The sequence below is a fragment of the Halodesulfovibrio oceani subsp. galateae genome (genome assembly GCF_055397225.1).
Window position 1 is genome coordinate 664,331 of record NZ_AP042453.1, and the last position, 24,560, is coordinate 688,890.

The 24,560-nt window shown below is 45.9% G+C and carries 20 protein-coding genes; 10 read left to right on the top strand and 10 right to left on the bottom strand.

Annotation, left to right across the window (positions count from 1 at the left end):
- The first annotated feature begins 100 nt into the window (after positions 1-100).
- From ACZ5V1_RS02940 to ACZ5V1_RS02950, 3 genes are all read left to right on the top strand, one after another.
- Complete coding sequence (locus tag ACZ5V1_RS02940; protein ID WP_464390525.1) at positions 101-712, top strand: D-glycero-alpha-D-manno-heptose-1,7-bisphosphate 7-phosphatase; 612 nt, start codon at positions 101-103, stop codon at positions 710-712.
- Positions 713-1,741 carry a glycosyltransferase family 9 protein gene (locus tag ACZ5V1_RS02945; RefSeq protein WP_464390526.1) on the top strand — a complete coding sequence of 343 codons (1,029 nt, stop codon included), beginning with the start codon at positions 713-715 and terminating at the stop codon, positions 1,739-1,741.
- Positions 1,742-2,111: 370 nt separating this feature from the next.
- On the top strand, positions 2,112-4,526 hold the full coding sequence (locus ACZ5V1_RS02950) for a mechanosensitive ion channel family protein (protein ID WP_464390527.1): 2,415 nt from the start codon (positions 2,112-2,114) through the stop codon (positions 4,524-4,526).
- A gap of 418 nt (positions 4,527-4,944) precedes the next feature.
- Here the strand turns inward: ACZ5V1_RS02950 and ACZ5V1_RS02955 are convergent, their stop codons facing one another.
- The 5 genes from ACZ5V1_RS02955 to ACZ5V1_RS02975 form a co-directional block, all read right to left on the bottom strand.
- A complete protein-coding gene (locus ACZ5V1_RS02955) occupies positions 4,945-5,667 on the bottom strand; it encodes an energy-coupling factor ABC transporter ATP-binding protein (protein WP_464390528.1) in 723 nt (240 codons plus the stop codon).
- Positions 5,667-6,434 carry a cobalt ECF transporter T component CbiQ gene (gene cbiQ, locus ACZ5V1_RS02960; RefSeq protein ID WP_464390529.1) on the bottom strand — a complete coding sequence of 256 codons (768 nt, stop codon included), beginning with the start codon at positions 6,432-6,434 and terminating at the stop codon, positions 5,667-5,669. Before cbiQ ends, ACZ5V1_RS02955 begins: the two co-directional genes overlap by 1 nt.
- A gap of 3 nt (positions 6,435-6,437) precedes the next feature.
- Entirely contained in the window at positions 6,438-7,091 is a 654-nt protein-coding gene (cbiM, locus tag ACZ5V1_RS02965; protein ID WP_464390530.1) for a cobalt transporter CbiM, read from the bottom strand.
- Between the two features lie 171 nt (positions 7,092-7,262).
- The gene (locus ACZ5V1_RS02970; protein WP_464390531.1) at positions 7,263-8,708 is read right to left on the bottom strand and encodes a sodium:proton antiporter; all 1,446 of its coding nucleotides are present in this window, start codon (positions 8,706-8,708) and stop codon (positions 7,263-7,265) included.
- A 511-nt stretch (positions 8,709-9,219) separates the two neighbouring features.
- Positions 9,220-10,662 carry a sodium:proton antiporter gene (locus ACZ5V1_RS02975; RefSeq protein WP_464391602.1) on the bottom strand — a complete coding sequence of 481 codons (1,443 nt, stop codon included), beginning with the start codon at positions 10,660-10,662 and terminating at the stop codon, positions 9,220-9,222.
- A gap of 673 nt (positions 10,663-11,335) precedes the next feature.
- On the opposite strand from ACZ5V1_RS02975, the gene ACZ5V1_RS02980 reads away from it, so the two are divergent.
- Complete coding sequence (locus tag ACZ5V1_RS02980) at positions 11,336-11,926, top strand: TrmH family RNA methyltransferase (protein ID WP_160716707.1); 591 nt, start codon at positions 11,336-11,338, stop codon at positions 11,924-11,926.
- Positions 11,927-11,989: 63 nt separating this feature from the next.
- Here ACZ5V1_RS02980 and ACZ5V1_RS02985 read toward each other — a convergent pair whose 3' ends face one another.
- Positions 11,990-13,228 carry a glycosyltransferase gene (locus ACZ5V1_RS02985; protein WP_464390532.1) on the bottom strand — a complete coding sequence of 413 codons (1,239 nt, stop codon included), beginning with the start codon at positions 13,226-13,228 and terminating at the stop codon, positions 11,990-11,992.
- Between the two features lie 686 nt (positions 13,229-13,914).
- Here ACZ5V1_RS02985 and ACZ5V1_RS02990 point away from each other — a divergent pair.
- From ACZ5V1_RS02990 to ACZ5V1_RS03015, 6 genes are all read left to right on the top strand, one after another.
- Positions 13,915-15,096: a THUMP domain-containing class I SAM-dependent RNA methyltransferase gene (locus tag ACZ5V1_RS02990; RefSeq protein ID WP_464390533.1), complete on the top strand. Its 1,182-nt coding sequence runs from the start codon at positions 13,915-13,917 to the stop codon at positions 15,094-15,096.
- A 115-nt stretch (positions 15,097-15,211) separates the two neighbouring features.
- Positions 15,212-15,700: a xanthine phosphoribosyltransferase gene (gene gpt / locus ACZ5V1_RS02995; protein ID WP_160716710.1), complete on the top strand. Its 489-nt coding sequence runs from the start codon at positions 15,212-15,214 to the stop codon at positions 15,698-15,700.
- Positions 15,701-15,778: 78 nt separating this feature from the next.
- Positions 15,779-16,849, top strand: coding sequence for a BMP family ABC transporter substrate-binding protein (locus ACZ5V1_RS03000; protein WP_160716711.1), 1,071 nt, complete (start codon positions 15,779-15,781; stop codon positions 16,847-16,849).
- A 30-nt stretch (positions 16,850-16,879) separates the two neighbouring features.
- Positions 16,880-17,941, top strand: a complete 1,062-nt coding sequence (locus tag ACZ5V1_RS03005; RefSeq protein WP_464390534.1) for an ABC transporter permease — start codon at positions 16,880-16,882, stop codon at positions 17,939-17,941.
- Between the two features lie 2 nt (positions 17,942-17,943).
- Positions 17,944-18,864: an ABC transporter permease gene (locus ACZ5V1_RS03010; protein WP_464390535.1), complete on the top strand. Its 921-nt coding sequence runs from the start codon at positions 17,944-17,946 to the stop codon at positions 18,862-18,864.
- A 2-nt stretch (positions 18,865-18,866) separates the two neighbouring features.
- Positions 18,867-20,402: an ABC transporter ATP-binding protein gene (locus tag ACZ5V1_RS03015; protein WP_464390536.1), complete on the top strand. Its 1,536-nt coding sequence runs from the start codon at positions 18,867-18,869 to the stop codon at positions 20,400-20,402.
- A gap of 696 nt (positions 20,403-21,098) precedes the next feature.
- On the opposite strand, the gene ACZ5V1_RS03020 is transcribed toward ACZ5V1_RS03015, so the two are convergent.
- The 4 genes from ACZ5V1_RS03020 to ACZ5V1_RS03035 all read right to left on the bottom strand — a co-directional run bounded on the left by ACZ5V1_RS03020 (position 21,099) and on the right by ACZ5V1_RS03035 (position 24,413).
- Positions 21,099-22,634, bottom strand: a complete 1,536-nt coding sequence (locus tag ACZ5V1_RS03020) for a phosphoethanolamine transferase (RefSeq protein WP_464390537.1) — start codon at positions 22,632-22,634, stop codon at positions 21,099-21,101.
- A 480-nt stretch (positions 22,635-23,114) separates the two neighbouring features.
- Positions 23,115-23,504 (bottom strand): carboxymuconolactone decarboxylase family protein, encoded by a 390-nt coding sequence (locus ACZ5V1_RS03025; protein WP_464390538.1) that lies wholly within the window; start codon positions 23,502-23,504, stop codon positions 23,115-23,117.
- A 69-nt stretch (positions 23,505-23,573) separates the two neighbouring features.
- Positions 23,574-23,939 (bottom strand): MerR family transcriptional regulator, encoded by a 366-nt coding sequence (locus ACZ5V1_RS03030; protein ID WP_464390539.1) that lies wholly within the window; start codon positions 23,937-23,939, stop codon positions 23,574-23,576.
- 69 nt (positions 23,940-24,008) lie between these two features.
- Positions 24,009-24,413, bottom strand: coding sequence for a VOC family protein (locus ACZ5V1_RS03035; protein WP_464390540.1), 405 nt, complete (start codon positions 24,411-24,413; stop codon positions 24,009-24,011).
- Between the last annotated feature and the right edge of the window lie 147 nt (positions 24,414-24,560).

A 24,560-nucleotide genomic window follows, 5' to 3' on the forward strand; every position in this document is an offset into this window, starting at 1 on the left:
GATCTCTGTCTCATTTTCTTGCAAAAAACTGAATGCCGTGCGAAAGAATCGCGAACGCAACTCCAGCATAACTGATAACAGAAGCTCAGGGAAAAAATAAATGGCGCAGATTAAAAATATACTGCTTGATCGTGACGGTACAGTGATTGTAGACAAACATTACCTTTCTGATCCGGATGGCGTAGAGCTTGTTCCGGAAGGAGGCAGAGCTCTTGCCGCGCTTCAGCAGGCAGGTATGCGCATGTATGTTCTCACCAACCAGTCCGGCATTGGGCGTGGATATTTTACTGAAGATGATCTGCACGCGTGCACAGTTAGACTTGATGAACTTACAGAACTGTTCGGCGCTTTGATCGAAGATACAGTTTTCTGCCCGCACGCACCTGAGGATGACTGTACTTGTCGCAAACCGCTTACCGGTATGTGGACTCAGCTTAAGGATATGTATGGATTATTGGCGGAAGAGTCCGTTATGATCGGTGACAAGCAGGCGGATGTTGATCTTGGAAAAAATGCCGGATTAGCAGCGTCTATTCTTGTTCTTACTGGCAAAGGCGAAAAAGAACGCCAGAAGCTGGAGCTTCCTGAAGTTGACGAGACTACAGGATACGTGACTGTTTCTACCGAGAATGGATGGACACTCGCCGTTGCTAAGGATCTTTCTGCTGCGACACGTTGGATTGCTAACGAGCTGGTACAAGGGGACAACTAGATGGGCAGAATAGGTATATGGAATACCGCTTTTCTCGGAGATGCTGTTTTAACGCTTCCGCTTATACGGACAGTAAAGGCTGCATTTCCAGATTCTCCGATAGATTTCTATGTCCGTAAGGGCGTGGAGTCTCTTTTTACTGCTCAGCCGGAACTGGACAATGTCTATGGATACGACAAGCGCGGTGCACAGAAATCAATTTTCTCTGCCATGTGCTACGGTCGCGAGCTTGCGCAAAAAGAATATTCATTATGGATTTCTGCTCATACCAGTTTGAGAAGTGGTGTGATAGCGCGCTGGACATCTGCTCATACCCGTATCGGTTACAACAAACCTCTGTTCAATAACTGGCTCTACACCACAACTGTGGATAGAAAATTTCCAGAGCTGGAAGAAATTGACAGACTCCTGCAGCTTGTAAAGCCGCTTTCTATTACGAAAACTCTCGACTGGCCGGAAATGGTGCTGCCGCAATCAGCGTATGATGAAGTGGAGACCTTCTGGAGTAAGCATATAGACTCGCCAGTGCTCGGGGTTCACCCCGGTTCTGTGTGGGCAACAAAACGCTGGCCTGCCGAGTACTATGCAGATGTGGTTGCTAAAGCCATTGATGCAGGTGCGCAGGTTATGGTGTTTGCCGGACCGGGGGAAGAATCAATGGCTCAGGAAGTTATTGATAAGAGCGGCGCGCAGGATTCTGATAGACTTATTGACCTTTCCGGTGCTCTTACACTGGTGCAGCTGGCTGCATATTTAAATAAGCTGAACTGTTATGTGTCAAACGATTCCGGCCCTATGCACCTTGCGTGGGCACAGCGGACTCCTGTAACAGCCATTTTTGGTCCTACTGTTCGTGAGCTTGGATTCTTCCCGCGTGGAGAAGCTTCGACTGTTCTTGAAACAGATATTGAATGTCGTCCGTGCGGGTTACATGGTCCTAAAACATGTCCTAAGGGTCATTTTAACTGTATGCATTCCATTACCCCAGATATGGTGTGGAATGACGCTAAGAAAAAACTATTCGCATAGACGCTGAAGATATATACAACGTACTTAGCTCGAATGTGCTACACTGCTCTCAATTCTAAGGAGGACTTTATGGCTGTTTGTAGTGAAATGAAAAAAGGCGATGTGTATTATTGTCCGTCATGTCATTTAGAGATCAAGATCGAAAAAAGCTGTGGATGCAAGACTGACGGGGATGTAGAGCAGAGATGTTCAGTGCCGTTACAGTGTTGTGGGAAGCCGCTAAAAAAGAAATAGGTAACATTGGATTCACGCCGATGTAACGATTGAAAGATATAAGAGTAGAGCCTTCAGGCTTTACTCTTTTTTTTATGTCATAGGAATAAAAGGTAAAAAAAGAGTATGCTTACAGGATAATACTAGGAGAGCACCCGTGAGTATACGAAATCAAATTTGCATCGCATTGGTACTGATTTTACTTGGCTGTCTGCTGGTCAACGTGAGTAGGGCAGCAGAGAAAGTACCACAAATTCCCGCCAATGCCACAAGTGCTCAGGTCGACGCAATTCTTGCGGGCATGAGTGATGAGCAGGTGCGCGCATTACTTATAGAAGAATTACGTAAAGAAGCGGCTGCCTCTGCCACTACAAAAAAAGATAAAAATTTTGCGTTAACATTTAATGCAAGGCTCTCACGAGTGCATGACAGGTTTGAGTATTTGTTCGGAAATGCCGCACAAACAGCTCAGGATATACCGGATGTTCTGTTCAAAGCAGTGAGTGGTAGTGGTAAAGTGCCGATGTCAAATTTGGCACGCGGCATTGCTTTACTTACGTTTGTGTGGATAGCAGTACGCCTGCTGTACCGAAGAAAAACCCGACGTTTACGGAAAATTATTGAGACAACTCCGAAGGAGTGGGGCTTTTTTAAAAAGGTTCTTCGGCTTTGCTTGCGAGCAGGGCTCGATTTGCTGGGAATTATGCTTTCCAGCGTGGTTATCCTCGGACTGTATCTTTTATATTATGAACAAAGCAGTGCGGCAAAGCCGATAATTGCATCGTGGTTTATTGCTGTATTGTTGGTGGATTTAGTAGGACTCGTTTCTCGTTTTGTTCTGGTTCCAAAGGCTGAAGGGCTCCGTTATCTTCCGCTATCAAACGAAACAGCTTTGACTATTTATAAGTGGACGCAATGGATAAGCCGGATAGGTGCTCTTGGCTTGCTGATTTCATTTCTCATGCTGCTGCAAGGTGAGGCCGAGCGTTGGTATTTGCTCGCGCTTGCCATTACGAGCTTTGTCGTTGTGTGCGGTATTTCGTTACTTATTATATGGGAAGCAAAAAACGGCACAGAGGCACTGCGAGAAAATGCGCAGGAAGGTTCGTTACGATATCAGGTTGCTGGCATATGGCATATAATGCTTGTTACAGCTTTGATTCTCGGTTGGTTGTGTTGGCTTGTGGTTTTAATGGTTCGAGGCTCCAGTGCCGTTATTCCAGCCATTGCAACCCTATTGAGTGTGCCTACGTATTGTATAGCAAACTGGCTTGCACAGCAGCTTGTAGATTGCATGAGTGGCATGTCCTTAAAACCAGACGAAGATGTTGTTGCTGGGACTGGTTGCGTAGAAAAAGAATCAACGTCAGAGCAGACAGCAGAAGGGGATACAGGCGTAGAACAATCTTCAGTCGCTACAAATGTATCGTCCACAGAGCAGGTTCCTGAATTTATAGATGAACAGCCTACAGAACAGCCTATAGAGCTGGCAGAAGAGACAGAACATGAAGAAGTGCACAGTACGCATGTTTCTACAGCCGCACGATTTCGCGATATTCTTAGAGGCTGCTTCCGTGTCGGGATCTTTTTATTATTACTCATGGGGCTGCTTTTCGTGTGGGGCGTTCCGGTTCGAGTAGGATTAGATACGGCACGTTCTTTCATTGGCATTCTTTTCACCGTTGTTGTGGCCTATATTGTCTGGGCGTTAATCAGCGTAGCAATAGAACGAAAAATTAGCGGGCATAAAGTAGACGGAGGGGACTCCGGTGGTGAAGGCGGCAGTGCGGGCGGCGACAGGTTCGCAACTCTTCTGCAATTGTTCCGTAAATTCCTGTTTGGTTTCTTGCTTATTGTTGTATCGCTCATCATTCTCTCATCTCTCGGTATAGACATCACACCACTCCTCGCCGGTGCCAGTGTCTTCGGTCTCGCAATTGGTTTTGGGGCACAAACTCTCGTCAAAGATATTATCTCAGGCATATTCTTTCTTATGGATGACGCATTCCGTGTGAATGACTACATTCAGGTGGGTAATTCCATGGGAACAGTGGAAGAAATATCTATCCGCGCCTTAAAATTGCGGCATCCGCGTGGGTCACTCTTCATTGTTCCGTTCGGAACCATAGGGTTTGTTACAAACATGTCCCGTGGTTTTGCCATTATGAAACTGCCGTATCTCGTTCCGTTCGACACAGACGTGAACAAGATCAAAAAAATTATGAAGCGTATAAACAAAGAAGTACGCGAAGATCCAGCACTCGACGCCTTACTCCTCGATGACATCAAGTCACAAGGTGTGAAATCCATCGAACAGTACGGGCTGCGGATGCGTGTGAAGTTTATGACAGTACCAGGTGGGCAGTGGAGTATTAGGAAAATCGTATACGACAAGATGCGTAAGATATTTAAAGAAGAAGGTATTGAGTTTGCGCGTCCGACAGTCGGAGTACATGTACCCGAGGGTGCCGATCTGACTCCTGAAGAAATAAAAGATCTTTCGGCAGCAGCACAGAACATGGCTGACGAAAATGCAGCAGCGGCTGCCGCTAAGGCCAAGGGGACGAAGTAAGCTTATTGACAAGGCTGCAATGTTTGCTGCCTCCGGCGGCGCTTATCAGCGGGATGTCTCCGACGGCTGGGCTGAAACTTTTAAAAAAGTTTCCCCCAGACCCCCTTTAAAACTTTTTAACTGCGAGCCTAGCCTGTTGCTTATGTAACCTCGCGGCTTATGCTCCATTACCTTTCATGAAATAAAAAAGGGCAGTCCTTCATATGAAGAATTGCCCTTTTTGCTATCCAAGTCAGCAAGATAAAGCCGCGTGAAAAAATTATCTACGAGAGTTCATCGCATAATAAAAGTTTTTGGAGATTTTTAAGAACCTTGTTCCAACAAGGTTCTTAAAGTCCCGCTGACAAGCGCCGCCGGAGGCAAGCACCGCAGGTTCATCGAAGACATCAAAACAAAAAGCACCGCAGCCAAGCAGAGGCTATTCGTGTTTGTGAGTGACGTTTCCACCTTGATGCGTGTGGACATGCGTGTGCGGGATGAACTCGGTGGCTTTGGTTTCACCGTTTTCGACACTAAGAAAGCTGGTACACGTTCTGTCGAGAAAATCCCAGTCGTGGGAGATAATGCAAAGAGCGATATCGAGGTTTTTGAGAATATGTATGAGCCGCTCACGCGTGTCGGGATCAAGGTCGTTTGTAGGCTCGTCTAGGAGTAGCGCTTTGGGTTGCATTGCTAATACTGAGGCAAGAGCAACCATTTTCTTTTCACCACCGGATAGCTTGTGGGTGATGCGATTTTCGAATCCTTGTAGCCCTACGAGCGAAAGTTTTTCTGCTGCAATGCGCAGTGCTTGCTTTGGTGTTTTACCGAGATTTAAGGGGCCGAACGCTACGTCGTCTATGACGGTGGGAGAAAAAAGTTGATCATCTGACCGCTGAAACAGGTAGCCGATTTCTGAACGTAGTAGTCTGAAATCTTTTTCTGTTTTGAGTTGGGAAGTTGCGTAGGTGATGGTGCCTTTGTTGGGCGGAAGAATTCCCATTGCTGCGAGGAAAAGTGTTGTCTTACCACTGCCGTTGTGCCCGAGCACTCCGAGTCTGGAGGTAGGGAACAACTCTAAATTTGCCCCTGTGAGTGCTGGCATTGTGGTGCCTGCATAGGTGTAGTGGATGTCGGTGAGGGAAAGCAATGGGGTGGTCATTAGAATAACTCCGTAAGCTGAAAATAGTCGGCAGCAAACAGCGCTGTTCCGAGAAAAGCAATGACCGCAGCGACTACTGCATCGGTGGGTTGCGCTTTAGTACGATAAAGTGAGTGGAATGTTCCGTTGAAGCCACGGAGTTTCATGGCGTTGGAAACACGTTCTGCTCTGTCATGACTTTTTACAAGCACCATAGCGATGAGGTTTGCGTAGGTTTTATAGGTGTGACTGTTGGTCGTCGGTACAAATCCGCGCAGCGTTGCGGCGGTGGACAGGCGTTTATACTCTTCGAGAATTACGTGAATGTAACGCCAAGTGAAAAGGAATAGCAGGCTGAGTTTTTGCGGTACGTGCAGTTTGGCAAAGCCTGATCCTATGTCTGTAATATTTGATGTGGCGAGAAGCGCAATAAAAGTTGTGATGATGGCGTTTGATTTGAGCGTAATGAGCAACGTTAAATCAATACCTTCTTGAGTGACGGTGAAACCACCTAGTGAATATACGGGTGTTCCTGCTGTCGAAACTGGCAGTGTAAGCCAAAGAAACGCGATAAATGCATTGATGAAGAGCAGCCTTCTGCAAAGAGTTCTTATTGGAAGCTGTGCAATGCAGAGAAGGGTGATGCCTATGATCAATGCGACGCAGGCGGTGGTTATGGAAGTAAGCAGTGCTGTGCAGATTGAAAATAGTGTTGCAGCGAGAACTTTGGATGCCGCATCCATGGTGTGAAACGGACTGGTGCCCTCGGCAAAGGATTCGAGTGACATACGTTACTCTGTAGCGCTGGATGAGGTCTGTGCGGCCATAACTGGGTCTGGTGCCGTGATCTTGAAGTCGAAAATTTGCGGACTCACCTTAGCAAGGAAACCGACAACTACGGCTGTAATCAGTCCTTCTATCACCATGACTGGAACGCTGGAAATCAATAATATTTTTGCAGAATTCAGAAAGCTGTCACCACCTAAAGCAAGCGTGCCTGATGTAAGTAAGGCAGAAAAAGCAACGGCTGACATGCCGCATAAAAAGGCTGCAATTCGCAGTGAAAAAGTGCCTTTATTGAGCATGGGGCGGAATATGTAAAAACAGAGAACGGGCGGAAGAGCCATGTTCAAGGTGTTCACACCAAGGCTGGTAATGCCGCCAAACTGGAATAGGATTGCCTGAAGTGCAAGAGCAACCAGAATGGCAGGAAAAGCAACCCAACCGAGCATTAATCCGAGTAGACCGTTTAAGATAAGATGACCGGATACAGGGCCAATAGGGATATGGATAAGCGATGCGACAAAGAAAGAGGCTGAAAGAATTGCTGTTGTCATGATTCGATCATAATCAAGCTTTTTCAAACCGATACAAACCCCTCCGGCTGATAAAACAGCGCAGGAAGCAAGAATGACTGGTGGCAAAACCCCTTCGGCAATATGCATAATACGTATCCAATGGTCTAATTGGTTGGTGTGATGCATACCGATACCATTCAGAGAAGGTTATCGTCAACGTGTTACGAATTTTAAAAAAAGACACGCTTGGTCGCCTAACTGACAGACACAAAAAAAGCCCCCTGCGTGATGCAAGGGGCTTTTGATTATAGGATCGGTTTAAAAGAATACAAGGGTAACCAAGACGAAGGTCGGAATAAGAATACCGAATGACCATGCCATGTAGCCGAAGAAGCTAGGCATTTTTACACCCTGATCGTCAGCAATAGCACGAACCATGAAGTTAGGTGCGTTACCAATGTATGTGTTAGCTCCCATGAATACAGCACCGGCTGAGATTGCAAGCAAAGTGCTCGCCATATCAGTCATAAGGTGTGAAGCATCGCCACCGGCAGTGTTAAAGAACACAAGGTAGGTCGGTGCGTTATCAAGGAAGGATGACAGGATACCGGTAAGCCAGAAGTACATGATGTCTACAGGGTTGCCGTTTGCATCTGTCACCAGATTGATGATTCCTGCAAGTGCGCCATCTTTACCAGCTTTCAAAATTGCGATTGCTGGAATCATGGACAGGAAGATACCGATAAACAGCTTGCCGACTTCAAGAATCGGGAACCAGTTAAAGTCATTCAATCTGCGGCTTTCATCATCAGTAAGTCTCAAAGAAAGACCAGTGATGAAAAGGAGAAGCAGATCACGAGTGAGGTTCTGTAATTCAACATGTACGTGGTAAATGTTGAATTCGATGTTTGGATCCCACATGCCGGACAGCAGTACCGCACCGATAACACCAAGGAGGAGAAGAAGGTTTACTTTGCCTTCCATACCAAGCTTTTCGGAGCTGGAGGCGTCTACACCTTCAGGAACAGGACGACCTTCTTTGCCGAAGAGGTAGGTGTCGATAAGGAAATATGCAGTTATGAGAATAGCTGCTGTGAAAAGCATTGGAAGCAGCATGTGGGTCGTTGTCCAGAAGAAGTCAACGCCCTGCAAGAATCCAAGGAAAAGTGGCGGATCGCCCAGAGGTGTAAGTGAACCACCAATGTTAGCTACAAGGAAGATGAAGAAAACAACGGAATGTACTTTGTACTTACGGTGTGCGTTAGCACGCAGCAACGGGCGAATAAGCAGCATTGCTGCGCCAGTTGTACCCATCCAACTGGCGAGTAAGGTACCAATTAAGAGGATAAGTGTGTTTACAATTGGTGTGCCTACCAGAGTACCGGTAAGACGTACGCCACCCGCAACAGTGAAGAGCGCTAACAGGAGAATGATAAACGGAAAGTATTCCAATAAAAGTGCGTGCAAGGTTTCGTATAAAGCAAGGGAGAAACCAAACTTCAGCGTAAACGGGACAAGAAAACAAAGAGCCCAGAATAAAGAAATTTTACCAAAGTGGCTGTGCCAGAAGTGTGGCGCAACTAGTGGGAGGACTGCGATAGACAGCAGCATGCAGACAAACGGCAGAACCCACAAACCGGAAAGCATGGCGCCGTCAAGATGCGGTGCACCTGCGGAAGCTGCAAACGCGGCGCATGGCAGCAGAAGCGTTGCAAAGACTGTTAGCAATTTTGCAAACAGAACAGAAGGTTTACCCGTCAACATAAACTCAAACTCCTTTTCTCAAATCCAGCATTGTTTAAAATACATTTAACGTAGGCAATTACTATTAATTTCGAGAAACAGTCAATGGATTCTCGGTGTTAGTGTTTGCTTTAGGTCGTAATAAAAAAGCGTATAGTCAGCCGAAGTAATGGCTGACTGTTTGATTTTCTAACTAAACGGAGAAGTGTTTGTCAATCAAACTAAAATTGTTTTTTTACGCGAGAAGCTTTAGAACCTGCGACTTTCGGGGATTTCTAACTATATATATAGGGCAGGTTGAGAGAGTGCTGTTTTTTGTTCGAAATATTTTTTTTCGAGAAGGGAAAGTTGGCAATGAAGTGGATTTCAGATCGACACATTTTTACGACGCATGGGTGAAGAACGCTATTGTGTCGTTTTGAATAATACGGCGGAGTGTCAGGAAGGTTCAAAACCTAACAGTGTTTTGGCATAGGCAAAAAAAAACGCCCCCGTGCAGAGCACGGGGGCGATACAGTCATTCAAGTTTTACCTATGAAATGAATACAAAGGTAATGAGAACGAAGAGAGGAATGAGGATACCGAAGGACCATGCCATGTAGCCAAAGAAGCTAGGCATTGCTACGCCCTGATCTTCTGCAATGGAACGAACCATAAAGTTAGGTGCGTTACCAATGTAGGTGTTAGCACCCATGAATACAGCACCAGCGGAGATAGCAAGAAGAGTGCTTGCCATGTCGCCCATGAGGTGAACTGCGTCGCCACCAGCAGTGTTAAAGAACACAAGGTAGGTAGGTGCGTTGTCCAGGAAGGAAGAAAGGAGACCGGTGAGCCAGAAGTACATGGTGTTCACAGGTTCGCCGTTGCTGGTAACCATGTTGATTACGGAAGCAAGAGCGCCGTTCTCGCCAGCTTTCAGGATAGCGATAGCTGGGATCATGGACAAGAAGATACCAATGAAGAGTTTACCAACTTCAAGGATCGGGAACCAGTTGAAGTCGTTAAGACGGCGGGATTCATCGTCGGTAAGTTTAAGAGAAAGACCGGTGATGATAAGAAGAATAACGTCACGAACAACGTTCTGCAGTTCAACATGAACATGGAAGATGTTGAAGCTAACATGCGGATGCCACATACCGGACATAAGTACTGCTGCAATTACGCCAAGGAGGAGGAGAAGGTTAACTTTACCCTCAATCGCAAGTTTAGGAGCAGGACCGCAGTCGTAGATCTGACGGCCGTTTTCGAAACGACAACGACCCGGAGTAGCAGGTGCTTCTTCTTCGCAACAATCTGTTGGAGGTACTGGTTTGCCTTCTTTAGCAAAGAGAATGGTGTCGAGGAAGAAGTAAACTGCAAGAAGTATAGCAGCTGCAAACAACATAAGTGGCAACATGTGTGTGGTGGTCCAGAAGAAGGAAACACCTTTCAGGAAGCCGAGGAAGAGTGGTGGGTCACCAAGTGGAGTAAGGGAACCACCAATGTTAGCTACGAGGAAAATAAAGAATACAACAGAGTGTACTTTGTATTTACGATGAGCATTAGCACGAAGAAGTGGGCGAATAAGGAGCATTGCTGCGCCTGTAGTACCCATCCAGCTTGCGAGAGCAGTACCGATAAGCAGAATTACGGTGTTCACTAAAGGTGTACCAACAAGGTTACCTTTGAGACGAACGCCGCCAGCTACGGTGAACAGAGCCAGAAGCAGGATGATGAACGGGAAGTACTCAAGAAGAAGAGCGTGCAAAGCTTCATAAAGCGCAAGGGAGAAACCGTACGCCATAGTGAATGGCACGAGAAAGCAGAGTGCCCAAAATAAAGAAATTTTACCGAAGTTGTTGTGCCAGAAGTGTGGCGCCGCAATTGGACCAACTGCGATAGACAGCAGCATACATGCAAATGGAATTACCCATAATGCAGAAAGGGATGCACCATCAAGATGTGGCGCGCCAGCAGAAGCGGACGCGAATGCCATAGCAGGAAGCAACAATCCTGCTAAAGCAAAGCTAAGACCAGCAATAGCTTTAGATTTCAAAAAGGTAAACACAGCGTAAGACTCCTTCATACAAGTTGTGTATCAAAAGATACAAAGCGAAATATACCATTCAGAATGCGCAATAAATAAAGACAACTATCGACATTTCGTCGCTGCATGTGGGTGCAACGGGATTTGGTATATTCACGAACTTCTTGGATTAAACTAGAAGACAAGTGGCTCTTTTACTCGGACACAATGCACATTTCAATAGGTTGAGTGTAAAAAAATATAATTTGCAGCGAGTTAGTCCATTTTGTTTTGAAAATCGTTCGGTTAGATCTTCAAGACTTATCGGGAAAAATTATAAATATAACCGGTTTCAGCGCTAAGGTTGCATTGCGTGACAAGAGTTGTAAAAGCCTGTACACCCAGTTCGCGTAACTTTACAAGAAAGAAAATCGATTTAATGCCAATATGCGCATTGAGATGAAGCAGTACTCGAAGATTTTATGTACTGATTATTTGGTTTTTGCGCGCATGTTTTTTATGATTGCAAAGTCTTATACTGATGAACTACCGCGGTGTTTCATTAGGTAAGTGTTATTAATACAACAACAAACCTGTTGCTGACATAAGTGCGGCGGATATAGACAGGATATATGGTGTGCAGATGACAAAAGAAAGAACGCCTGAAAGAACTGCTAAGCTCGAACGAGTATTGAAACTCCGTCAGAAAGATTTGACCATGGTTATGGCGAATGTACATGATCCGCATAACGTATCTGCTATTCTGCGTAGCTGTGATGCTTTCGGTGTGCCTAAGGTTCACCTTTACTACACAGATACTGCATTTCCGAAACTCGGGAATAAATCTTCTGCATCTGCACGCAAATGGGTTGATGTAGAACGTCATGATAACGCAGACGATCTTATGAAGTCATTGCGTGCACAGGGGATGAAGGTTCTCGCAACAAGTTGTTCTCCAAAAGCAAAGCCGCTTCGCGATTACGACCTTTCTGAGCCAACTGCTGTAATCATGGGTAACGAACACCGTGGTACTGATCCTGAACTCGTGGACGTTGCAGACGGTGAAGTCTACATTCCAATGTTCGGTATGATTCAGAGCTTCAACGTCTCTGTTGCAGCTGCAGTAATCCTCTCCGAAGCTTCTCGCCAGCGTCAGCTTTCCGGCAAGTACGAAGAGCCGACCTACACTGACGAAGAATACAAAGAAACTCTTGAAGATTGGCTCGAACGCTAATTTTCTACTGAGATATATTTTATAAAAAAAACGCCGATCTGTTTTACACAGATCGGCGTTTCTTTATAGCAGTCCTAAATCTTTCAGCCAGCCTTCGTAGAGGGCTTGGAGTTCTGTTTCCTTGGCTTTTCGTGCCCAATTGGCGAGTCCGGCAGCTTTTTTGGTAAGTGCGCCGATATCTTCAAGCTGAGCATCGATATGCGAGAGTTTGTCGTTAGCCATTTGTAACAGACTGTCGTTATTCGCGGCTTCTGCTACAGCAGCAAGTTTGCGATAAAGCGGCAGCATCGGGAAGAAGAATGTTTGCAGCAAACGGATTCCGCATGCTTCTTCAAATTTCCCTGTTGATTCAAGATACGCGGCAAGCTGAACGTACCCTGTTTGCCAGAGCGGTTCTTCGATAATAAGTGCGAGGCAGGTTGATGGGTCAGGTGACTGCATCATTTGCTCGTTTAATTCTTGTTCGCGTTCTGGCGTAAGAATCATGTAGCTCTCCATCCATGGGGAGATGGTGAACTGGTATCCTTCTTTTTGTGCAATCAGATGCTTGTCGGGACCGAAACAGCCTTTGCAGCGGTCGTTCAAACGCATAGTGTCGACACTCAGATCATCTTCAACGATGGATGCTGTTGTGTCTGGCTCAAGAAGTGTTGATTGCGGGATGAGGTCGATTGTTTGCTCGTTGTTGCGTATTGCGCAACAGAGGTCGAGCACCTCCATACCGGTTTTGTACTTGGTATCAAATTTCTTAACGTCGTTGAACGTCTCCGCACGCATGAAGATGCCGTTTGCAGGCACTGCTTGAAAAGAGCGCTGCTTGTTTACGGCTGGATGTGTTGCGGGAAAAGACGCAAAAAGCGGCTGTGCACGGAGTGACGGAGTAAATGTTGTGCCGTAACTCTGTACGCGCCCTGATTGCGGACAAATGAGAAGTGGTGCCGCAATACCTGCGGATGGATTATTTTTAAGATGCTGGAGAAGCGGCACAATGGTTTCCGCTGTTACCTGAGTTCCAGCTTCGAGGAGGAACAGGTATTCACTGTCTGCACTGTCCGCTGCGAGGTTGAATGCTCGCGCTCTGCTGATCGGCGCAGTAAGCTTAATCACTTTCGGGTGTACTGGCAGCAGTGGTGCTACTTCTTCAATAAGCTCAGCGATAACAGGTGTCACTTCACTGTCTGCCACAATGAGCACTTCACACTCAATATCTTTGGGCAGATTAGTTAATGAGGCAAGAGACAAGGCAACAGCTTCGGTTGAGCTGATGCATGAAACAAGTATGGAAAGTGTAGTTGTTGTCATAATATGCATTCTGCAGGGGGATTGAATGTGTATCGTATCGGGCGTCGCCATATATAATGATACAATTTGTAAGCAAAGCTGTGGTAGATGGATACGATCAGGAGGCGCAAGCTGCGGCATGTAAAAAAGTAACCTTCTACAAATGGTAACCATCCGTGAGGTCGTAAACTTTTTGTAGCAGCGCAGCAATGTGCTTGAGTGTCATCTGTCAGTGGCGGCTGAAGCGTGTGCCCGAGTACTGAAATAGTATTCTTCTCTAGTAAACGTATCTGGAAAAACAGGCAACCGCATCGATAGAAGATGTTGTTGATTGATGTTGTAGAAAGTGACCAGTTGTAGCCGGATGCTTTTTGTTGTTGATACAGCGCGTATGAGGGTTGATACACATTGAGACGTAAAAGTGTCTCAGGCAGTGCGCATTTGCATCTTATTGCGTAGTCATATATATCGTGTGCATCTTAACAACTGATACTGATTTTTTTACAAAAAATATCGGAAAATCAATGAGTAAGATCCACTTCGCAATAAAAACCGTGAGTTGGCGCGAGCCTTCAGTACTTTTTTGCGGAGTAATTGAAAGGGTACAAGGCACAAGTCTTGTTTCGTATCTGGTAATGTTATGCGGACGGAACGTGTAATTTTACCGGATTTTTTATTTGTAGCTGCACGAAGAGTGCAGGAGAATCATGAGTATTTTTAATCGAAAGTCAGCAGTGTTGATTACATGCCCACGTGGCGCAGCACCTATCCTGACTGATGAAATCAAGCGACTTAATTTCCCTGTTAAACACGAACTTACCGCTGCTGTAGAAACATTTACTACAATGGCTGGCTGCATGCGGTTGAACTTGCATTTGCGCACAGCGCAGCGTGTTCAGTTCCAACTGGCATCCTTCAAGGCATACACTGCCGACGATGTGTACAAGTACATTCGTGACTACATCGACTGGGATGAAATCATCACCCCGGACGGCTATCTTTCCATCTCATCTTTTGTGCAGAACGATTCAATTCGTGATGCTCGCTATGCCAACGTTCGCGTAAAAGACGGCATTTGTGACTTCATGCGCGATAAGCATGGTCGCAGACCGGATTCCGGCCCTGAGCAGACAGGCACAGTACTGTTCCTGCATTGGGTTCAGAACCGTTGTAAGCTGTATCTTGATACTTCCGGCGAGCCTTTGAACCGTCGTGGGTACCGTAAACTTCCTTGGACAGCTCCTATGTCCGAACCGCTCGGCGCAGCTTCCTTGCTTGCAAGTGGCTGGGATACCAAAAGCAATGTTGTAAACCCAATGTGTGGTAGTGGTACTCTTGCCATTGAAGCTGCACTTCTCGGTTTAAACAGTGCTCCTGGTCTTATGCGTGAAAACTTCGGTTTCATGCACCTGCCGGACTTCAGTCAAGAACGCTGGGATATGCTTCTCAGTGAAGCAGAATCTGAAGAACTCGGTGCACTTGATTTTAGAATTATTGCTACAGACCAAAGTGTCGAAGCTATTGAAGCTGCTAGAAAGAACGCAATTGCTGCTGGCGTTGATCGCTACATCGAATTTAGTGTGTGCGACTTCCGTGAGACAGAAATTCCTGAAGGCGGCGGCATTGTGATTATGAACCCAGAATATGGTGAACGTCTTGGTGATGTCCGTTACCTTGGCGAAGTCTATAAGGCTATTGGCGACTTCTTCAAACAGAAGTGTCAGGGCTACGACGGGTTTATCTTTACAGGTAACTTAGATTTAGCAAAACAGGTTGGCTTACGTACCTTTAGGCGCGTTACATTCTTTAGTGCTAAAATTGAATGTAAGCTTCTTGGCTACCAGATGTACTCTGGTTCCAAAAAGGCAAGCAAACAACCAGCTAGCTAGGTTGTTGTAGACTTTTATTTTCAGACTGAGAGGGGCATGCACAAGCCTCTCTCAGCCTGAAAATTCTATTTGTTACCGTAATAGTTCCACTTTTAATACATATTGGATTACTACAGTGTCTGATTCCAACCGCTATTCAAAGGTTACTCCTGTATCTTGGGAGTTGTTGCAACGAGATGCCAAGCAGCTTGCTTGGGATTTGCTTAAAAAAGGTACTTGGAAGGGCATTTACGCTGTAACGCGTGGAGGCTTGGTTCCTGCTGCTATTCTTGCAAGGGAAATGGAAATCTACCAGATTGAAACTATCTGTATCAACAGTTACAGCTGGAAAAATCAGGGTGAGATGAGCGTTTTGAAAGAAGCAGAAGGGGACGGCGAAGGCTGGTTGATTATTGATGATCTGGTGGACACTGGCGGAACAGCACGGGTTGTGCGTGATATGTTGCCAAAAGCACATTTTGCGACCCTTTATGCAAAGCCGGAAGGCAAGCCGCTTGTAGATACATTTATCAGAGAATACTCTCAGGATACTTGGATTTTATTTCCTTGGGATTCTGAAGTGCAGTTTACAGAGCCACTCGCTAAGCGGGTTAGTGATAGCTAATTAGTTGTACTTGGACGTTGTAGAGCATTTCTGCAGCTCCTATTAATATTCGGGATTGATGTTTCTTGGGAGGAAACAATGCGTAAATTTGTGGGTATTGCAATGCTCGCGGCTATGGTTGTTGTTGCTGGTTTCGGCGCAACTGTAGCACAGGCGAAAGATTTGAAAGTTGGTTTTGTGTACGTATCTCCAGTTGGTGACGCTGGTTACTCTTACGCTCACGATCTGGGGCGTCAGGCTGTTGCTAAAATGGACGGCGTAAAAACTTTTTATGTTGAATCTGTACCGGAAGGTGCTGATGCAGCTCGTGTTATCAACAATATGGCTCGTAAAGGGTACGATGTAATCTTCGCTACAAGTTTCGGTTACATGGACCCAATGCTCAAAGTCGCAAAGAAATTTCCTAATACCACCTTTATGCATTGTTCCGGTTACAAAACCGCACCGAACATGTCTGCATACTTTGGTCGTATTTACCAGGCCCGTTACCTTGCAGGTCTCGTAGCTGGTTCCATGACTAAATCTAACATCATCGGTTACGCTGCTGCGTTCCCTATTCCAGAAGTTAAACGTGGTATTAACGCATTTACACTTGGCGTTCGCGCTGTGAACCCAAAAGCAAAAGTACACGTTGTTTGGACTAAAACATGGTACGACCCAGCAACCGAAAAAGAAGCTGCTAAGTCTCTTATCGACATCGGTGCCGACGTTATTACACAGCATCAGGACTCCCCTGGTCCACAGGAAGCTGCGCAGGAAGCTGGAATTTACTCCATTGGCTACAACTCTGATATGTCCCAGTTTGCTCCTGATGCACATCTTACTTCTGCAATTTGGAACTGGAGTGCATTCTACCCTGTAGTTATCGAGAAAGTAAAAAAAGGCGAATGGAAAGCTGACAACTACTGGTGGGGACTTTCCGAAGGCGTAGTTGACCTTGCACCGTTTGGTGACATGGTTCCTGAGAATGTTCAGAAAATGGTTAACGCTCGCAAAGCGGAAATCAAAAATGGTACATTCAAGGTGTTTGCTGGCCCTATCAAAGATCAGTCCGGTACTGTTCGCGTTGCAGAAGGCGAAACTGCTTCTGACGCAATGCTTGCTGGTATGGATTGGTTTGTTGAAGGCGTTGAGGGCTCTAACCAGTAGCCGTTGGGCTAATCTGGAGTATCTTAGCATATGCTAGGTTTTACTATTGAAAAACGTCAGGAGCCCCTAAAGTGGGGCTCCTTTTTTATCTTTCTGGGCGCGATGAGTTTCTCCCTTGGCGTAAGCGGATTGTTGCTGGCTATTCAGGGAAAACCACCGTTGGAAGCAATGTACTTGTTATGGGACGGAGCATTTGCACACGATTGGGCGCTTGAGGATACAGTCCTTAAAGCCATCCCGATTTTTCTCTGTTCTTTAGGGGTAGCTGTTTGCTTCCGTATGCAGATTTGGAACATTGGTGCAGAAGGGCAGTTTGCCATGGGCGCCATTGGTGCAACTTGGGTTGTACTAAGTATGCCGACTGCGCCTGCTTGGGTGCTTATGCCGCTTATGTTCCTCGCGGCTGCGGTGCTTGGTGCTATCTGGGCTATTATTCCAGCATTGCTGCGTGAAAAGATGGGACTGAACGAGATCATTTCGACGTTGATGTTTAACTATATCGGCATCCTGTTCTTGCAGTTTCTCGTCTACGGCGCATGGAAGGATCCGGTAAGTTTCGGCTTCCCGATGACTATTGTATTCCCTGACACAGCGATTATCGGCGAATTATTCGGTCGAATTCACTGGGGAGTATTGGTCTGTGCGGGTGCAGCTGCTGCATTAACCGTATTTTTAAAACACACTCGCCTTGGTTTCGAAATCATGGTCAGTGGTGAAAATCCTCGTGCTGCCCGTTACGCCCGTATGCCATACAGTGCGCTTGTTGTGCTGGTAATGGGAATATGTGGTGCGCTAGCTGGCTGGGCAGGGCTTATCGAAACTTCTGCAACGCTTAACCGTCTCCAGCCGACAGTTGTTGTTGGTTACGGCTTTACAGCTATTGTTGTGGCATGGCTTGCTCGTCTGCGTGTTACCTCCATTGCAGGATATTCTATTTTGCTTGCAGGGTTGCGCGTAGGTGTAGAAAATTTGCAGCTTGAGTTGCAGGTTCCAGCTTCATTTACCGGCATTATGCAGGGGCTTATTCTGTTAAGCGTTTTGGCTGGACAGTTCTTTAACTGGTACTCATTCCAGAGAAGCAAGCGAGGATAATCGTGGGCTTAGAACTTATTATTCCTATTCTGGCTGCGACTATTCAGTCCGGTACACCGATCCTGTATGCAACTCTTGGTGAGATGCTGACGGAGCGTTCCGGCGTGCTGAACCTTGGTGTTGAAGGTATGATGATTATTGGCGCGTTCTTCGCGTTCCTTGTCTCATACTACACAGGGAATCCTTGGTTTGCATTTGTCTGTGCCGGCATCATTGCTGGTGTATTCGGATTAGCACACGCTGTTGTTTGTCTTATCTTCCAAGGTAACCAAGTTGTATCCGGTCTTGCTCTTACTATTCTTGGTGTTGGTCTTGCGGACTTCCTCGGTACAGGTTTCGTAGGAACGTCTGCTGTAGGCTTTTCAGCATTTGATGTTCCGGTACTTTCGTCCATTCCGGTCATCGGCGATATTTTCTTTAAACAGGATGCGCTTGTTTACGTATCTTACTGTTTGCCGTTCTTGTTCTGGTTTTTCATGAACAGAACCCGCTGGGGGCTTGCTCTTGGTGCGGCTGGCGAGAACCCTGCTGCATGTTTTGCCGCAGGTCTCAATCCAGTGAAGTTGCGTTGGGTGGGTATTTTCTTTGGCGGTTTCCTGTGTGGTCTCGGCGGTGCATATCTTTCTCTCGCCTACACCCACTTATGGGCAAACAACATGACAGCAGGGCGTGGTTGGATTGCAGTAGCGTTAGTTATCTTTGCATTCTGGCGTCCGGGGCGCGCAATGTTCGGCGCATACCTCTTCGGTGGTATTATGGCGTTCCAAATGCGGTTACAGGCAGTTGGTGCAACATTACCGTCATCATTGCTGCTTATGCTTCCTTACGCGCTGACAATTGTTGTTCTTCTTTTTTCCTCAGCTCGAGGCAAGGGGCGTCAGGCTCCTGCGGCTCTCGGCGTGAATATTGAGCCGGGAGAATAGTCGTGGCAGAATACGTTAATAAACGAACCAATCGTGACGCTTTTAGAGGGCAGACTCCGTTTGTCCGTCTGCAAGGCATCAGCAAGCATTTTGGTAAAGTGCGTGCTAACCACGAAATTAATCTCGATATTCGCCCCGGAATGATTAAAGCTTTGCTTGGAGAAAATGGCGCTGGTAAATCGACCCTTATGTCTATTCTCTCCGGTAGATTTCAACAGACTTCCGGTGACATCCTCGTAGATGATATCCCCACCGTTTTTGCGTCTCCAAAAGATGCGATCAAAGCAGGTATCGGCATGGTGTATCAGCATTTTATGCTGGTAGAATCCATGACTGTGGCGCAGAATGTCCTCCTCGGTCAGGAAAAAGCTTTTCTTATCAATCCAAAAGAACAGGAAAAAGAAGTAGCAGCATTAGCTGAACAATACGGCTTGCCGATTGATCCTTCCGCAATTGTTTCTTCTCTTTCCATGGGTGAAAAACAGCGCGTTGAAATCCTCAAACTTTTGTATCGCGATAGCCGCGTGCTTATTCTTGATGAACCAACAGCGGTACTTACACCAACCGAGACAGAACAGCTTTTTGATGCCATGTGGCGCATGGCAGACCAAGGTAAATCACTCGTCTTCATTTCCCATAAGCTTAAAGAAGTTATGGCTGTGGCAGACGAGGTCGCCATTCTCCGTAAAGGTGAAGTGGTAGATGAATTTAAAGAAGCAGATGTTCCAAACGAAACCGTGCTTGCAAATCGCATGGTCGGTCGTGACGTTGAGCTTTCTCTTGATGCGCAGCCAGTAGAACTCGGTGCAACCGTTTTGGATGTACAAGATCTTGAAGGCGACGGACTCGAAGACATAATGCTTTCCGTCAAGAAAGGTGAAATTGTCGCCATCGCCGGTGTAGCAGGGAATGGTCAGAAAGAGCTTGTAGAAGTGATCTGTGGACTCCGTAAGCCGATCAAAGGTGAAGTTTCAATCCTTGGATTGGACTGGCACGACTTCTATCCAAGGCCTCCAAGGAAAGGGCGGTCACTCGCCTACATTCCAGAAGATCGTCAAGGTCTTGCAACTTGTAAGTTTGTCGACCTCGTTGACAACTTCCTGCTCACAACGCGTCATTCGTTTACAACAGGCCCGTTCTTAAATCGCAACAAAGCAATCGATCAAACAGTAGAGATTGTCGAGCAGTTTAACGTACAGCCCGGGCACATCGACGCAGATGCGCGTTCGCTTTCCGGTGGTAACCTGCAAAAGCTTGTTATCGGGCGCGAATTTTTTCGCCAGCCAGATATCATCGTTGCAGAAAACCCGACGCAGGGACTTGATATCTCAGCAACCGAAGAAGTATGGCAGCGTCTACTTGAAGTGCGTAAGCGCGCAGGTATTCTGCTCATCACTTCAGAGCTGAACGAAGCACTGCAACTCGCAGACCGCATCGCAGTTATGTACCGCGGACGGATTATCGACCAGTTCCCAAAATCGGATACCAAAAAAGTCGACTCAATCGGGCTTATGATGGCAGGCGTTACTCCAGAGTAGAGCTTTTCGTTTTGACGTTTTATTGCCTTCGGCGAGTCTCCGACGGGCAGGCTCTGCCCTGCACCCGCGAGAGGGACGCCCTCTCGACTGCGAGTTTGCACTACCCGTTGAATTTTATACGTAGTTTCTATGAAGAACAGTCCGCTGAATGTGGGCTGTTCTTTTTTTGGGCTATTCAAATAATTGCATGGGGTGGTTGTGAGAGGAGGAATGGTGGGAGTTTATTGGTGAAGGGAGGGAGATGAATTTGAAATATCTAGCTGTCAGTCTTGTTTTTATTTTAAGTTCAAAGAGTTACTAGTGGAAAAGTGGAAAAGTGGAAAAGTGGAAAAGTGGAAAAGTGGAAAAGTGGAAAAGTGGAAAAGTGGAAAAGGATGAAGAGGTGATCTCTCCATCCTTTTTTTGATTTGTAGATAGCGTGTTGAATATTTCAATGAGGTAATATTTTTTGCTGTTGTCTTATAGATAGTAGAAAAGGTGAAATTACTCTGACATCCCCCCTAACAGTTACTCACAAGAGAACAGGGGAATACAACCTCGCAGTCGAGAGGGCGTCCCTCTCGCGGGGTGCTGGGGCAGCGCCCCGCCCCTCGGGGAGCCGTCGGAGACTCGCCAAAGGCACAAAAATTCAAAACAAAAGCGCCGCAGGCAATAACACCTGAAAAAGAATTCTCAAAAAAGTTCTGTGAGAACGGGCTAGTTAGCAATCAAGACAGGCAGTGATGTGTTTTTGAGTGTAATTCCCCCGAGGTTCACAGTCCACGGGAATAGAACATCATGGGAGAGCCTTTTGCCTACTTGATTTTTGAGTGCGGAAACGTATGTCGGATTTAGTTCGGCATATTTGTCAGAGTACCAGACAATGAAGGGGACGTTGCGCTGCTCTGGTCTCTTGTCGTTACCGTGCATGAAGATGCCATCCTCGCCCAGAGATTCACCATGATCTGATGAGTAGATGACGAGCGCGTTTTGCTCTTTCACCATGTCATAGACGTTTGCTAAGAATCCATCGGTTGCGATAATGCTGTTGTCATAGGCGTTTATCACTGTGCCCAGATTGGAATAGCTCTTGTATTTGTCTGGAGTGAATGTGCGGTATTTTTCAGAATATTTTGTTGAATAGTTGAAGTGACTTCCACGGGTATGTACTACGATGACTCTGTTACCTTGTGTGCTTGCGAGTACTTTTTGGACTACGGGTACCATCATTTCATCTCTGAATTCGGAGTAGTCGGCGGTGGTAAAGTCATTACGAAAAATGGTCTGTTGAGCGTTGCCCATGATGCGAGTTGTTGGCATATCACTGCTGAAGGCAACACGGCTGTTTGCAGAAATCCATGCTGTAGCGAACCCATATTTTACAAATAAATCGAGAAAAGAGTTTGTTGTAATTGTAGGTTTTTTGCTTGTCGCTGGTGTGAGCATGGCAGGAACAGATACACGTGTCATTGCCGCAAATGATTTAATCCCACCGTATGTGATGACATTTCTTTCTTTTGCCAGTCGGGGCGTGGTGTTGCGGCCATACCCATTGATTTGGAAATGGTCAGCCCTTGCGGATTCCCCGATAACAAAAATGAGTGTTAGCGGATCCGATTGCTTTTGGGATACGAATTCCGATTCAAGCAAAGCAGAACTTTGTGGTTTTGGTCGTGTTTTGTACTGAACCCAGCGGATTGAGAAGTTGGCAACAGAATCAATTACACAGAATGGGAATGCATATTTTGTCGCGATAGCAGGACGTAGTTGTTTTGCTACCGGATGTTTGCTGAATTTTGAGAGTGCAATATTGATAGGAATAAGCAGCAACAGTAGGATAATTGGCCATTTCAGTTTTGGTGGTTTTTCACATTTTTTTATGCCGATATGTGCTGCTATGGAAAGGGCAAGTGCAGTGACAATGGAAAGAATGAATCCCGGGGTGAGGGCTTCATTTGCCTCTCCTGTTGTTGTTTCTAATAATAGAAAGAGAAGGTTGTCACTGATCTTGATGTTCAGGAACGTATACAAATATGCCCCGACAAGACTCATACAGAAAATTACTGGCAGCAGAATAGATACAATTTTTTTGAGCCGTATCGCGATTGAAAAGATACTGTAGTTAAAGAGAACTAAGTATGAAAAAGCGAAAAGGGCATATGCAGGAGTAAGACGTGATAGTGGTACGTACATCATGCTTGCGAAAGCTACAGCGAGTAAAGAAATAGTAATATTCGGACGTGAAAGAGCCATTTGGAATTCCTGAATAGTTGTAAAGAAAATGTAAAAAGTAAAGTTTGTTACTTTCCTTATAATGAACAGGTGGTTAATAATAGATTAAGACGCCTTTTGCTAGTGACTTATTGAGAAATAATAATATTTTAGAGAGTAATGTTTCGAAATGTTAATGGGGAGAGCACAGAAGTGTTAGAGCTTGGATGAAAGTCGCTTTTGAACCAGCGAGAAAAGACTAAAGATAAGTACATATTTTCAGCAAATACAATGTATAAAAAAGGGATGGAGAGTTTTCTCCATCCCTTTTTCCTGTTTTTTAAAGCGGTACATGGGGTGGTTACGAGTTAGGAGAACTAAGAGGGGGCAGAGATGCCGTGCAGGTGTTCTTGAGATGTGAAAGCAGGGAAAGCCGTTGTGAACGGATAACTTTCGCCTTCGGAAGCAACATAATTCAATAAAGAATTGTCGCAGACTCAGTTGGCTCAATAACGTTGCGTGCTACTCAGCCTCAATTATGCCACGTTCGATGAAGACTTCTTTCACAGTAAACATAGCGTTCAGGGCTGCCGGAAATCCTGCATACACAGCCATCTGAATAACGGTTTCGACTATTTCATCCGGCTTACAGCCTACGTTGAGCGCTCCATGTGTATGCACGCGTAGTTGTGGCTGACAATGACCGAGTGCGGCAAGCGCTGCAACGGTTACAAGTTCTCGTTTTTGAAGGTCTAGCCCGGGACGTTGATATATGTCGCCGAACGGAAATTCGATGGTATATTTGGCAAGATCAGGCGCAATAGACTGTAGGCTGTCTATGACTGTTTTTCCTGCTTCGCCGTCGATTTCGTGAAGTTTTTCTAAACCGGATGTAAAGCGTTGACTGTTCATGGAACTCTCCTTTTGCAGATGAATGTTTGGTTTCAAACATCAAGCGTACAGGTTAGAGTTCACTCTAGGTCAAGCTTTTTTCGAAGTAATGAGTGTGTCGTAGTACGCAATCTTTTCTCTAAGCTTCGTTAGGTGCAGTGCTTCTTGGGTCAGGCGTTCTTCAAGAGCTTGTGCGTGGTCTTTGAGCAATTGCATACGGCGAGTTGCAGTGTGCTCACCTTGATCACGTAGGTCGGCATATGTGAGAATTTGTTTGAGAGGCATCCCTGTTTCTTTGAGGCGCGTAATGAAATCCATCCAGAGAAGATCATTTTTTGAGAATACTCTATGTCCGCTGGCATTGCGTTCAATGTTTTTGAGCAAGCCAATTTTTTCATAATATCGGATGGTGTGTGGTGACAGGCTGGTGGCTTGGGAAAAATCTTTAATGTTCATAAGTTGGTATTACCATAAAGAAAGCCCATACAACAAATAGGTTGTATGGGCGTTTTGTCGGAGATGCAGTTATGAAGGATTGACTGCGTGTACTGGTTTTGAAAATTCTACAAGGTGGCCGCTTGGATCTTTGACCATTGCTGATTCAAAGTTCCATGGTTTTACTTCTGGTGGGTCCACGGTGCTGGCACCGTTTGCAAGAGCCTTGCGGTAGGTTTCGGTTACGTTATCAACATCAAAACCGATTTGCAGTCCAAGCGCTTCGTTGTCTGGATGTGCTCTCTGGTAGCCTTGCGGTACAAGCTGTGTTGCAAGGTCATGATGGGAAAAAGCCAGAACGGTGTTGCCGGTTTCCATTTCTGCATACAGGTTACTTTCGTGTTTGAACCGGAGTGTAAGGCCGAGTACGTTTTCATAGAACGTAATAGCTGTTTGAATGTCATCTACATAAAGAGTTACATATCCTAGCTTCATAATTCCTTCCTCCCGAAAAATCTGAGTTGTTTGTTGCATAGCATGGGTTACGTTTCGGATTGTTACTATTGTTATCCTAATACAATACGCAAGAAAAGAGGTTGAGAGCTGGTTCTATCCTCTTGGTGCAAAAAATAGTCCCGAAAC